Raw genomic sequence first — 12,825 nt, 5'->3', positions numbered from 1 at the left:
CATGACCGTTTCTTTTGCCGGAACGGCTTTTTTGGTAAGATAGATGGGAATGGAAGTGATCACATGAAACGAGCGATTGGAGTACTCGATTCAGGTGTTGGCGGCTTGACCGTAGTCAAAGAATTGATGCGCCAACTACCGAAAGAAGAAATCATCTACATCGGCGACACGGAGCGGTGCCCGTACGGCCCGCGCCCGCACGACGAGATTGAAGCCTATACATGGGAACTGATTGAGTTCCTGCTCAGCAAGAACGTGAAGATGATCGTCATCGCCTGCAACACGGCGACGGCCGTCGTCTTGAAGGAAGCGCGTAAACGTCTCCATATCCCGGTCATCGGTGTCATCGACCCGGGTGCCCGGGCCGCCGTCAAAGGCACGCGCAATAAACATATCGGCGTCATCGGAACGAAGATGACGGTCGAAAGCAACTCGTACGAGACGGCCCTCCGTCACGTGGCGGGCGAGGTCGACGTCTATTCGCTCGCCTGTCCGCCGTTCGTCCCGCTCGTCGAAGCGGGCGAGCTCGAGGGGGAGTGCGTCCGAACGATCGTCGAAGAGACGCTTCGTCCGCTCCAGCCGTCCGAGATGGATACGCTCATCCTCGGTTGCACGCACTACCCGCTCCTCGCGCCCGTCATTCAAGACGTCGTCGGGCCGGACGTGCACCTCATCTCGTCTGGTGACGAGACGGCGCTCGAAGTGGCGGCCATCCTCGATTTCCAAGAACTCGAGAACGACCTCGATACGGTCCCGACGCATCAGTTTTATGCGACGGGGGACGTCGACATGTTCAACCGGCTCGCGACCGAATGGCTCGGTCTATCCGTCACGGCGGAGAAAGTAGAGGTGTCCCTCAATGCGTAGTGAACGAAAATATGATGAATTGCGTGACGTCGAAATCATCCCGCACGTCAATAAGCACGCCGAAGGCTCGGTCCTCATCTCAATCGGGGACACGAAAGTCATCTGTACGGCGACGGTCGAAGAGCGTGTCCCGAATTTCTTGCGCGGCAAGAGACAAGGGTGGATCAACGCCGAGTATGCGATGTTGCCTCGGGCGACGGGAGACCGGACCGTCCGGGAAGTCGTGCGCGGCAAACAGTCAGGGCGGACGATGGAAATCCAGCGGCTCATCGGCCGTAGCCTCCGTTCGGTCGTCGATTTGGAACGGCTCGGGGAACGCACGATTTGGATTGACTGCGACGTCATCCAAGCCGACGGCGGGACGCGGACCGCTTCCATCACGGGCGGATTTTGTGCGCTCGTCCTCGCGGTCGACGCGCTCATCCGCCAAGGGAAACTGACGGACACGCCGATTAAGGAAGGCGTCGCCGCCATCTCGGTCGGACGGACCGATGCGCTCGTGCTCGACTTGGACTATGAAGAGGATGCAGCGGCCGAGGTCGATATGAACGTCGTCATGACGGCGAGCGGACGCTTCGTCGAAGTGCAAGGCACCGGTGAAGAAGCGACGTTCACCCTACAAGAGATGAACGAGCTGCTTCAACTCGCACAAGGCGGGATTGAGCAGCTGTTCAAAACGGCAGAAGCCGCCCTCGGCGCCTCATGGTGGTACGTCGGCGAACAGATGGAGGAAACGTCATGAAGTTGATTGTGGCAACACATAACCCAGGAAAAGTGAAAGAGTTGGAGGCGATGTTGACGCCGCTCGGGTTCGAGGTCGAGTCGCTCTTAGACTACCCCGACGCGCCGGAGACGGACGAGACCGGGACGACGTTCGAAGCGAACGCTGAACTGAAGGCGACGGAAGCGGCACGTTATTTCGGACAGGCGGTCCTCGCGGACGATTCAGGACTTGAAGTCGATGCGCTCGACGGGGCACCGGGGATTTACTCGGCCCGCTTCGCCGGACCGGAGAAATCCGATGCGGCCAACAACGCACTGTTGTTAGAGAAATTGAACGGGGCGACCGATCGTACGGCTCGCTTCGTCTGTGCCCTTTGCCTAGCGAAACCGTCGGGCGAGACGTTGACGGTACGCGGGACGCTCGAAGGGACGATCGGCTATGCACCGCATGGCGAGAACGGTTTCGGGTACGACCCGCTCTTCATCGTCCCGTCGCTCCATAAGACGGCGGCGGAACTCGAGCGGGACGAGAAGGCGGCGGTCAGTCACCGCGGCCAAGCGTTACGGAAGTTGGAGGCAGAAATCATTTCGTTCATGGAAGGGTGAGCCGTATGCGTTTTCTAATCGTCAGTGACAGTCACGGATTGACAGAAGAACTATTGAGCATCTTCAACCGGCACGAACAAGAGATTGATGACGCGTTCCATTGTGGGGACTCGCAGCTCGCACTCGTCGATGAGCACTTGCTCCCGTATCGGACCGTACGCGGCAACTGCGATTTCGGTGGCGACCTTCCGCTCGAACGCGTCGAGGCGACGCCGGTCGGGACGATTCTCATCGTCCACGGTCATCACCATGACGTGAAGTACGACTTGAACCGATTGCGCTACCGGGCCGAGGAAGTCGGGGCGAACGTCGTCTTGTTCGGCCACTCCCACGTCGCCGGGGCGTTGATTGAGGACGGGATTGTATACATCAACCCGGGTTCGATTCGGATGCCGCGCGGTCGCAGTGAGAAGACGTATGCGCTCCTCGACCTTGAGAACGGAGCGGCCTCGGTCCGGTTCTATCAATCGGAAGACGGCTCGGCTGTACCGGACCTCGACGTGAGCGGAAAGCTGTGACGGAATGAAAAGAAGGAATTGACAGCAAACCATTTTTCTATTATAGTTTTCTTGTCAATGTCCCAATAGCTCAGCTGGATAGAGCAACGCCCTTCAAGACAAATAGGAGCCTTTATAGGGAAACAAGAACCTATAAAGTGGACGACACTATATCGGTGAAGCCTTAACAGATCATGCTGATGGTAATACCGAGGAAACTTGTACCTTTTCGAAGGTCGAGCTGGTTCGAAGGACTGTACATGTTGCAGAGGTAGAGCTAGTGAAGGAACGTTTTCGTTCGTGAGGTTCCGTAGAGACTACACGTGTCGCACCTGAAACGGTGAAGATATAGTCCAGACTACAAACAACACACGTTGGTGGCGAAAGCCATGGTGGTAAGCTAAGGCGTCGGTCGGGGGTTCGAATCCCTCTTGGGACACTTCCATTTAAAATAGAGATAGCCTCCACGGGGGCTGTCTCTTTTTTCGTTTTTCATGGGAATGATTTGACATTCCACTCGATCCTAAGGAAGATGGAGAAGAGTGGAAGAAAGGGTGTGGGGAGATGGATCAAAACCAGCAGTATCCGTTTCCGGGGAACTGGACACGACTTCAAAAGATGGTGAAAGAAGCCGACATGGCCGGGGAGCGGCAACGCATCGAACCGATTCTATGGGAATGGTATGAACAGTTAAGCGGTGACGTCTACTTGTTCATGGAAATCTTTCAATGTCTGATGGAACGTCCGGACGAGCCGGAGACGCTCGAACGACTCGAGGAGCTCGTCACGACGCAGATGGAGACGTCGGAGCGGCCGGAGACGTGCGGCCTTCAAATCGCCCAATATTACATCATGCGCGATCAACCGTTCGAGGCGTCCCATTGGATTGAAAAATATTTGAGTGTCCAAGACGGCGACAACGTCAACACGCAGGCGTATCAAGTGCTTCAAGTGTTGAAACTGACGGAGTTCCCGGCGGCGATCGCGAAGTTGAAGCGGACGCTCCATCAAGGGAGCACGGCCGAGCAGATCGAGATGCTCGCACACGTTCATTTCAATATCGACGACGTGCTTGATAACGTGTTGAAGGCGTATCTCCTCGAGGACCGGCCGAAAGTGATTAAAGTGATGGTGCTCGAGCGGGCGATCGCGGAACTTGAGACGATTGAATGGACCGACCGTGGGGAACGATACGTGTATGACCGTACCGAGGCGAGCACGTTCGCGCGCGAATGGGGCTTCACGTATGGTGATTTGCAAAAACGGTTTTATGGGGACGAGATCGCGACGCAGCTGTCGACGAACTATTGTTACGTCCATTACCCGTTCGTGCCCCATCTCGCCGATGAGCTCGAACCGGCCATCGTCGAGGCGAAACGGGCGATGTTGAACGCGATGGAAGCGAACGGTCTTGCCGGGGAAATACTTGAGGCGGACGCCTCGTTCACACGGTCACTCCTCGACTAAATCGTTGTGTGCTCGTGTCGGATTTATGCTATAATACGGATTGTTGTACATTCTTGTACGTATAAACGAATTGTTGGAGGGACTTAGCATGACAGCAAAATGGGAAAAAACATCAGGTAGCCAAGGCGTACTCACGTACGAAGCACCTGCAGAAGCTTTTGATAAAGCAGTCGACGCAGCATTCAAAGACGTCGTCAAATCATTGAACGTGCCTGGCTTCCGTAAAGGGAAATTGCCACGCCCAATGTTCAACAAAATGTACGGGGAAGAGGCGCTCTACCAAGACGCACTCGACATCCTCTACCGTGACACGGTTCAATCTGCAGTCGAAGAAGCTGGTTTCGAACCAATCGCACTCGAAAACATCGATGTAGACGGCACGCTCGAAAAAGGCAAACCTGTAACGTTCAAAGTAACGTTCGTTGTTGAGCCTGAAGCTGAGCTTGGCGAATACAAAGGTCTCGAGTACGAAGCTGTTGAAACAACAGTCACTGACGAAGAAGTCACAGCAGAACTTGACGCGCTTCAACAGCAAGGCGCTGAGCTTGCTGTTAAAGAAGGCGCAATCGAAAACGGCGATACAGCTGTCTTTGATTTCGCAGGTTTCGCTGATGGCGAGCAGTTCGAAGGTGGCACAGCTGAGAACTACACGCTTGAAATCGGATCAGGCCAATTCATCCCTGGCTTCGAAGAGCAAATGGTCGGCATGACAGCTGGTGAAGAAAAAGACGTTGAAGTAACATTCCCTGAAGAGTACCACGCTGACAACTTGGCGGGTAAACCAGCGACATTCAAAGTCAAGCTTCACGAAGTGAAAGCGAAGCAAGTACCTGAGCTCGACGACGAGTTCGCAAAAGACATCGACGAGTCAGTATCTTCACTCGACGAGTTGAAAGCGAAAATCCGTGAGCGTTTAGAAGCTGGCAAGAAGCAAGAAGCAGACGGCACGATGCGCGACCAGCTCGTTGAACAAGCGACTGCAAACGCGACAATCGACGTACCTGCAGTTCTCGTCGAGCAAGAAGTAGACCGCATGGTTCAAGAGTTCGGTACGCGTGTATCTTCACAAGGCATCGACCTCAACATGTACTTCGAACTCACAGGAACTTCTGAAGACGCAATGCGCGAAGAGATGAAAGAGCAAGCAGAAGAGCGCGTAAAAGCTCGTCTCGTCTTGAAAGCCATCGCTGAGAAAGAAGCAATCGAAGTGTCTGACGAAGATGCTGAAAAAGAGCTCGAAGAAATGTCTAAGCTCTACAACATCGCACCAGACCAACTCCGCACGATGCTCGCGCCACAAGGCGGAATCGAGACACTTAAAGGTGACCTCAAGTTCCGTAAAGCAATCGACATCCTCGTTGAAAACGGGAAAGCGAAGTAATCGGATCGAAAGGACGGCTGCCGCGCAGTCGTCCTTTTTTCGTCACGACACTTTGCATGTGTTAATCTTTGATGAAGTGATTTGTTCATGCTACAATTATTGCAACGCAGAGATGTAAATGTCTTTTCACGGTGCAAGTCGCACCGGAAAATACAAATAGGCGATTTATCGCACTTACATCCATTTCCATTCAGAAGGGGTGTACCGAATGTTCAAATTTAACGAGGAAAAGGGGCAACTCAAGTGCTCGTTTTGCGGAAAATCGCAAGAACAAGTCCGTAAATTAGTCGCCGGTCCTGGCGTATACATTTGTGACGAATGTATCGAACTGTGCAATGAAATCGTCGAGGAAGAGCTCGGTGTGGAGGAAGAAGTCGAATTCAAAGACATCCCGAAACCACAAGAGATTCGCAACATCCTTGATGAGTATGTCATTGGTCAAGACCGCGCCAAACGTGCGCTTTCGGTAGCTGTCTACAACCACTATAAACGCATCAACGCCGGCGGCCGTTCGGACGATGTCGAACTTTCGAAGTCGAACATCGTGATGATCGGACCGACTGGTAGCGGTAAGACGCTTCTCGCTCAGACGATGGCACGCGTCTTGAACGTCCCGTTCGCAATCGCGGACGCGACGAGCTTGACAGAGGCAGGTTACGTCGGGGAAGACGTCGAGAATATCTTGCTCAAGTTGATTCAATCGGCCGACTACGACGTCGAAAAGGCTGAGAAGGGCATCATCTATATCGATGAAATCGATAAGATTGCCCGCAAGTCGGAAAACCCATCGATCACGCGTGACGTATCGGGTGAAGGCGTTCAGCAGGCACTTCTTAAAATCTTGGAAGGTACGGTCGCGAGTGTCCCGCCACAAGGTGGTCGCAAGCATCCGCATCAAGAGTTCATCCAAATCGATACGACGAACATCTTGTTCATCGTCGGCGGCGCGTTCGCCGGCATCGAAGCGGTCGTCAAACGCCGCATCGGGAAGAAAGTCATCGGTTTTGGGAACGACCAAGAGAACCGCGAGTTGACGCAAGAAGACTTGCTCGCCCGCGCGCTTCCGGAAGACCTTCAGAAGTTCGGGTTGATTCCTGAATTCATCGGTCGTTTACCGGTCATGGCGACGCTCACGACGCTTGACGAAGAAGCGCTCGTCGAGATTTTGACGAAGCCGAAGAACGCCCTCGTTCGTCAGTACGAGAAAATGCTCGAACTCGACGACGTCGAACTCACGTTCACAGACGAGGCGTTGATTGAAATTGCCAAACTTGCGATTAAACGTAAGACTGGCGCACGCGGTCTCCGCTCGATTATCGAAGAAATGATGCTCGATGTGATGTTCACCGTCCCATCGCGCGACGATATCGAGAAAGTCATCATCACGGATGAAACGATTACGGGTCTTGCCGGTCCGAAATACGTCCTCCGCGATGGCACTGTCGAACAGACGGGCGACAACAAAGAGACAGCATAACTTTTAACGTAAAAGGCTCAAACACTCGGCACATCCGAGTTTTGGGCCTTTTTGCACAGGAGGCGTTGTAATGGAACAATTACCAATCCTTCCTTTGCGTGGAGTCGTGGTCTATCCGCTGATCGGCGTGACGATCGATGTCGGTCGTCCGCTCTCCTTACGGGCACTCCTTGCCGCAAAGGAACACGAGACAGATTTGATTGTCGTGACCCAAAAAGAGACAGGCAAAGAATCACCTGAGCAGGAAGATTTATATGCGATCGGGACGCGCGTCCACATCGCCAAGATGAGCGAGTTGTCGAACGAGACGGTACGGGTCCGCCTCGTCGGGAAAGAACGCGTCAAAATCAATGCGATTGATGAGACGAAGGAAGGCTGGTTCGCCGACGTCGAGCCGCTCGAACTCGTCGAAGGCGAAGAAGTCGAACGGACGGCACTCGTCCGGTTGTTGAAAGAACAGTTCGGCAAACTCGTCGGGTCGATTAAAGGGTTGTCGCCGGACGAACGGCGCCGTTTCGAGATGTATGAGCGGCTCGAGTCGCTTACCGACTACATCGCTTCGAAGCTCGACATCGATGTCGACCTCCGCCAAGCGATGCTCGAAGAGCCGGACGCCGTGAAGCGCGGGCTCGAACTGCTCGAGATCATGACGCATGAAGTCGAGATCATCGAGCTCGAGCAAGAGTTGCGTGAACGGACGAAGAAGACGATCGAGCAGGCGCAAAAAGAGTACTATTTACGTGAGCAGATGAAGACGATTCAACAAGAACTCGGTGACCAGTCGCAAGACTCAGAACCGAACCGTCTCCGTGAGAAGCTCGAGGCGATCGACTTGCCTGAGACGACACGGAAGAACGTCATGCGCGAAGCCGAGCGGTTGAACGTCGTACCGGCGACCTCGCCAGAGTATGCCGTCATTCGCAACTATCTCGACTGGGTCGTCTCGCTCCCGTGGGGCATCGAAACGGAAGACAAACTCGACGTCAAACACGCGGCCGACGTCTTAGACGACGACCATTACGGGCTCGAGTCGGTGAAAGACCGCATCCTCGAGTACTTGGCCGTCCGCCAATTGACGAACTCGCTCCGTGGCCCGATTCTCTGTTTATCTGGACCTCCCGGGGTCGGGAAGACGTCGCTCGCCCGCTCGATTGCTTCGGCGCTCGAACGGCATTTCGTCCGTGTCTCGCTCGGCGGGGTGCGGGATGAGGCCGAGATTCGCGGTCACCGCCGGACATATATCGGCGCGATGCCGGGTCGAATCATTCGTGGCTTGAAGCAAGCCGAAAGCAAGAACCCGGTGTTCTTGCTCGATGAGATTGACAAGATGGCGTCCGACTTCCGGGGTGACCCGGCGTCAGCGATGCTTGAAGTGCTCGACCCAGAACAGAACGTCTCGTTCTCGGACCACTATATCGAGGAGCCGTTCGACTTGTCGAACGTCCTCTTTATCGCGACGGCGAACGACGTGTCGCAAATCCCAGCACCACTCCTTGACCGGATGGAACTCATTCAAATCGGGGGCTACACCGAGCTCGAGAAAGTCGAGATTGCGAAGCGCCACTTGATTCCGAAACAATATAAAGAGCACGGGTTGAAAAAAAGCCAGCTGACGATTAAAGAGGACGCGCTCTATGAGGTCGTCCGTCGCTACACGCGTGAGGCCGGTGTCCGGAACCTAGAACGCGTCATCGGTTCGCTCTGCCGGAAAGCAGCGAAACAGATTGCCATCGGCGAGAAAAAACGCGTCACGATCTCGTTGAAGAAACTGAGTGACTATCTCGGGAAACCGAAGTATCGCTACGGGAAAGGTGAGACGGAAGACTCGATTGGAGCCGTCACGGGCCTCGCGTACACGGCGTTCGGGGGCGATACGCTCACGATTGAAGTGGCGCTCGCACCAGGCAAGGGCAAGCTCCAGTTGACGGGTAAACTCGGCGACGTCATGCAAGAATCGGCACAGACGGCGTATAGTTACGTCCGTGCCAACGCCGAGCGGTTCGGCATCGACCCAACGTTCTATGAGCGCCAAGACGTGCATATCCACGTCCCGGAAGGTGCCGTCCCGAAAGACGGTCCATCGGCCGGCATCACGATCGCGACCGCGCTCATCTCGGCACTGACTGGCAAGAAAGTCCGCCGTGATATCGGCATGACCGGAGAAATTACGCTCCGGGGCCGTGTGTTGCCAATTGGCGGATTGAAAGAAAAGGCGCTCGCCGCACATCGGGCCGGACTCACGACCATCGTGATTCCGCACGACAACGAGCGCGACATCGACGACATTCAAGACACGGTCCGTGAGAAACTGACGTTCGTGCCTGTGACGACGCTCGATCAAGTACTAGACGTAGCATTTGGAGGAAACTAATGAAAATCACTAAAGCAGAATTTATCACGAGCGCCGTCGCGCCTGACCATTACCCGGTACATGAATTGCCAGAAGTGGCGCTCGCCGGACGCTCGAACGTCGGGAAGTCGTCGTTCATCAACAAGATTTGTCAGCGTAAGGCGCTCGCGCGGACGTCATCAAAGCCTGGGAAGACGCAGACGCTCAACTTCTTCAACATCAACGACGAAATCATGTTCGTCGATGTCCCGGGCTATGGCTACGCGAAAGTGTCGAAGACCGAACGCGAGAAGTGGGGCGTCATGATGGAGCAATATTTGACGACGCAACAGGCACTCCGTGGTGTCGTGCTCTTAGTCGACATCCGTCATGAGCCGACCGGCGACGATGTGACGATGTACAACTTCTTGAAGCATTACGACATTCCGGTCATCGTCGTCGCGACGAAGCTCGATAAAATCAAGAAGAGCCAGCGTCAAAAACACGAGTCGGCCGTCAAACGCAAGCTTCAGTTCGACCCGTCCGACCGGTTCGTCGCCTTCTCGGCGGAGACGGCAGAAGGAAAAGACGAGGCGTGGAAAGCGATTTACGACTTGTTGACACGCGAAGACGACTGAACGAGGCGAGGGGATTCCCTCGTCTTTTTTGTTTTCATGGTTACCGGAGCGGGTATTTATCGTATAATTGTCTACATATATTGTTAGGACAAGAGAATATTGAACGAGGTGGAAGGATGCATATTATGTTTGGAAACAAATGGTACCGCGCATTATTTTGGACGTTGACGATTTTCTTGGTCATCTGGGTCGGGACACAGATCTCATTTGTGTTCGAACCGGTGAAAGTAATCCTGGCGCTCGTCACGGTACCGCTCATCATTGCTGGACTATTCTTTTATTTTCTCGTCGGCATCGTCGACTACTTGGAGAGACGTTCCGGGAAACGCGGCGTATCCGTCGCCATTACCTTGACGTCACTACTGCTCATCATCACAATCGTCTTCAGCGTGCTCGGGCCGCTCCTCGTCGAGCAAGTGACGTCACTCGTGAACGCCTTGCCGAGCATCGCGAAAGAGTTGCAGGTGCAAATCTTCGCCGTTCGGGACTCGCTCATGGAAAACGAGTTCTTGTCACGATTCGTCAATGAGAACGATGACATGTTCACCGAGTTCACGAACAACGTCACGGCGTACCTAGGGGACATCTTCGGCAACGTCGCCTCATCGGTCGGTCGTCTCGTCGGCTTCATCACGTCGGCCGTCATCACCATCGTCGTCATTCCGTTCATGCTCATCTATATGCTCCTTGACGGGAAGCGTCTTCCGGACTCGATCGTCAAATGGTTGCCGAAGAGCTATGAGACCGAGACGCGCAAAATCTTGAACGACATGCACACGACGGTGAAGAACTATGTGCACGCACAACTGCTCGTCGCGTTCTTCGTCGGCATCACGTCGCTCATCGGGCTTTGGATCGTTGGGGTCGATTACGCGATTCTGCTCGCCCTCTTCATGATGGTCACGAACATTATCCCGTACATCGGTCCGTTCCTCGGTGCCGCGCCGGCCGTCGTCGTCGCTTTCATCCAAGAGCCGATTATGGCCGTCTGGGTCATCATCGTCATCATCGTCGTACAGCAGATCGAGTCGAACGTCATCTCGCCGCTCATCCAAGGGAAATCCCTCAAAGTGCACCCGCTCACGATCATCATCGTGTTGCTCGTCGCGGGGAATCTCGCCGGCATCATCGGGATGCTCATCGCCGTGCCGACGTATGCGGTGGCGAAAGTCGTCGTCCAAAACATCGTCCGCATCTATAAGTTGCGGGAGCATAAGCAATACTTGGAGGCCGAAGAAGAAAAATCGGAAAGTGCGATTATCACCGATCCTTCCGGGTTGAAATGACGAAAAAAGTAGAAATGGCTTCGTTGTCCGTTTCTACTTTTTTTCGTCACAAAAAGTTCTTATTTTATTTCAGGAAAATCAAACAGAAGATTATAGTTCCCAGATAAGAACTGTTATAATGTACGGTAGAGATTGAAATAGAAAAGACAACCGTCGGTGGATTTTGGATGAGGGGAAGAGATACATGCATATTGTCGTCGTTGGACTGAATAACAAGACAGCCCCTGTCGCGATTCGGGAGCAGTTCTCGTTTGGGGAGCAAGAAATCGTGGATGCGATGATTGCACTTCGCGAAGAGAAGAGCATTTTCGAGTCGGTTATTTTGTCTACGTGTAACCGGACCGAGCTATACGTCGTCACCGACCAGCTCCATACGGGACGTTATTACACGAAACGTTTTTTGGCCAACTGGTTCGACCTTGAGATGGACCAGTTCACGCCATACTTGTCGATTCGTGAAGGTGAAGAGGCGATTCGCCACTTGTTCCGCGTCACGTCTGGGCTCGATTCGATGATCATTGGGGAAACACAGATTTTAGGGCAAGTGAAGTCGAGCTTCTTCCGTGCGCAAGAGAACGGCACGACAGGGACAGTATTTAACAAACTGTTCAAAGAAGCCGTCACGCTCGCCAAACGGGCTCATACCGAGACGCAAATTGGGGAAATGTCGGTATCGGTAAGCTCGGCAGCGGTCGCACTCGCACAAGAGATGTATACGTCACTCGACGACAAGCAAGTCGTCGTCGTCGGTGCCGGTGAGACGGGCGAGTTGACGACGCTCAACTTATTCGAGGCTGGGGCGAAACAAATCGCCGTCTTCAACCGGACCGAGAGCAAGGCGAAAGCGGTCGCGGACAAGTTCAAAGGCCGGGCCCATTCGATTCGTGAGATTGCCTGCGGTCTGCTCGATGCGGACATTTTAATCAGCTCGACGGGCGCGAAACAAGCCGTCATCGAATATGATGACGTGGCGGCAGCACAACTGCTTCGCCGTGAGCGTCCGCTCTTGTTGATTGACATTGCCGTACCGCGAGATATCGATCCAGCGGTACGTGCGCTTCCAGGTGTCCACTTGTTCGATGTCGACGACTTGAACGGCATCGTCAACAAGAACTTGGCGGCCCGCCTCGTCGAAGCCGAGAAGATCGAAGTGAAGATTGACGCGGCGATTCACGAGTTCCAGGCATGGCTCGTCACGCTCGGCGTCGTGCCGATCATGAACGAGTTGCGCGGCCGCGCGCTCACGATTCAAGAGGAGACGATGGAGAGCCTCGAGCGTAAGCTCGACCATTTGTCGGACCGTGACAAAAAGGTCATTGGCAAGCATATGAAGTCAATCATTAACCAGATGCTTCGCGAACCGATTGACTATATTAAAGACGCAGCCGCTCAGCCGGATGCGAACACACGCATCAACCAGTTCGTCGAGACGTTCGGTCTCGATGTCGACATCCCTGACGCCGAACCGGAAACGGAAGAAGCCGAAGCGATGTCAGCTAAAGCACCACTACGCGCTTTGATGCGCTAATACAAAATCAAACAGGCGGCGAATCT

General features: G+C 54.1%; 11 protein-coding genes. All 11 read left to right on the top strand.

Annotated elements, in window-relative coordinates:
* Positions 1–63: 63 nt before the first annotated feature.
* The 11 genes from racE to hemA all read left to right on the top strand — a co-directional run bounded on the left by racE (position 64) and on the right by hemA (position 12,799).
* Entirely contained in the window at positions 64–867 is an 804-nt protein-coding gene (gene racE, locus KB235_RS12295) for a glutamate racemase (RefSeq protein ID WP_211779781.1), read from the top strand.
* Positions 860–1,609, top strand: coding sequence for a ribonuclease PH (gene rph / locus KB235_RS12290; protein ID WP_211779780.1), 750 nt, complete (start codon positions 860–862; stop codon positions 1,607–1,609). Before racE ends, rph begins: the two co-directional genes overlap by 8 nt.
* The gene (locus KB235_RS12285; RefSeq protein ID WP_034809770.1) at positions 1,606–2,196 is read left to right on the top strand and encodes an XTP/dITP diphosphatase; all 591 of its coding nucleotides are present in this window, start codon (positions 1,606–1,608) and stop codon (positions 2,194–2,196) included. Before rph ends, KB235_RS12285 begins: the two co-directional genes overlap by 4 nt.
* A 5-nt stretch (positions 2,197–2,201) precedes the next feature.
* Positions 2,202–2,714 (top strand): metallophosphoesterase family protein, encoded by a 513-nt coding sequence (locus KB235_RS12280; protein WP_211779779.1) that lies wholly within the window; start codon positions 2,202–2,204, stop codon positions 2,712–2,714.
* Between the two features lie 543 nt (positions 2,715–3,257).
* Entirely contained in the window at positions 3,258–4,160 is a 903-nt protein-coding gene (locus tag KB235_RS12275; RefSeq protein ID WP_211779778.1) for a hypothetical protein, read from the top strand.
* A gap of 88 nt (positions 4,161–4,248) precedes the next feature.
* On the top strand, positions 4,249–5,541 hold the full coding sequence (tig, locus tag KB235_RS12270) for a trigger factor (RefSeq protein ID WP_034809766.1): 1,293 nt from the start codon (positions 4,249–4,251) through the stop codon (positions 5,539–5,541).
* A 208-nt stretch (positions 5,542–5,749) separates the two neighbouring features.
* A complete protein-coding gene (clpX, locus tag KB235_RS12265) occupies positions 5,750–7,018 on the top strand; it encodes an ATP-dependent protease ATP-binding subunit ClpX (RefSeq protein WP_034809764.1) in 1,269 nt (422 codons plus the stop codon).
* Positions 7,019–7,088: 70 nt separating this feature from the next.
* Positions 7,089–9,389 (top strand): endopeptidase La, encoded by a 2,301-nt coding sequence (lon, locus tag KB235_RS12260; protein ID WP_211779777.1) that lies wholly within the window; start codon positions 7,089–7,091, stop codon positions 9,387–9,389.
* Positions 9,389–9,985, top strand: a complete 597-nt coding sequence (yihA, locus tag KB235_RS12255) for a ribosome biogenesis GTP-binding protein YihA/YsxC (protein ID WP_034809760.1) — start codon at positions 9,389–9,391, stop codon at positions 9,983–9,985. Before lon ends, yihA begins: the two co-directional genes overlap by 1 nt.
* A gap of 116 nt (positions 9,986–10,101) precedes the next feature.
* On the top strand, positions 10,102–11,271 hold the full coding sequence (locus KB235_RS12250) for an AI-2E family transporter (RefSeq protein WP_246514208.1): 1,170 nt from the start codon (positions 10,102–10,104) through the stop codon (positions 11,269–11,271).
* 184 nt (positions 11,272–11,455) lie between these two features.
* Entirely contained in the window at positions 11,456–12,799 is a 1,344-nt protein-coding gene (gene hemA, locus KB235_RS12245; protein ID WP_034809755.1) for a glutamyl-tRNA reductase, read from the top strand.
* Positions 12,800–12,825 lie beyond the last annotated feature (26 nt).

Source organism: Exiguobacterium alkaliphilum, from assembly GCF_018138125.1.
GTDB classification, from domain to species: domain Bacteria; phylum Bacillota; class Bacilli; order Exiguobacteriales; family Exiguobacteriaceae; genus Exiguobacterium; species Exiguobacterium alkaliphilum.
Note: the sequence above shows the minus strand (reverse complement) of the source record. Positions and strands in the feature narration are given on the sequence as shown.

Coding starts and splice junctions, on each gene's coding strand:
- KB235_RS12275 (WP_211779778.1), top strand. CDS start 3,258: ATGGATCAAAACCAGCAGTATCCGTTTCCGGGGAACTGGACACGACTT.
- racE (WP_211779781.1), top strand. CDS start 64: ATGAAACGAGCGATTGGAGTACTCGATTCAGGTGTTGGCGGCTTGACC.
- tig (WP_034809766.1), top strand. CDS start 4,249: ATGACAGCAAAATGGGAAAAAACATCAGGTAGCCAAGGCGTACTCACG.
- lon (WP_211779777.1), top strand. CDS start 7,089: ATGGAACAATTACCAATCCTTCCTTTGCGTGGAGTCGTGGTCTATCCG.
- KB235_RS12280 (WP_211779779.1), top strand. CDS start 2,202: ATGCGTTTTCTAATCGTCAGTGACAGTCACGGATTGACAGAAGAACTA.
- yihA (WP_034809760.1), top strand. CDS start 9,389: ATGAAAATCACTAAAGCAGAATTTATCACGAGCGCCGTCGCGCCTGAC.
- hemA (WP_034809755.1), top strand. CDS start 11,456: ATGCATATTGTCGTCGTTGGACTGAATAACAAGACAGCCCCTGTCGCG.
- KB235_RS12250 (WP_246514208.1), top strand. CDS start 10,102: ATGCATATTATGTTTGGAAACAAATGGTACCGCGCATTATTTTGGACG.
- KB235_RS12285 (WP_034809770.1), top strand. CDS start 1,606: ATGAAGTTGATTGTGGCAACACATAACCCAGGAAAAGTGAAAGAGTTG.
- clpX (WP_034809764.1), top strand. CDS start 5,750: ATGTTCAAATTTAACGAGGAAAAGGGGCAACTCAAGTGCTCGTTTTGC.
- rph (WP_211779780.1), top strand. CDS start 860: ATGCGTAGTGAACGAAAATATGATGAATTGCGTGACGTCGAAATCATC.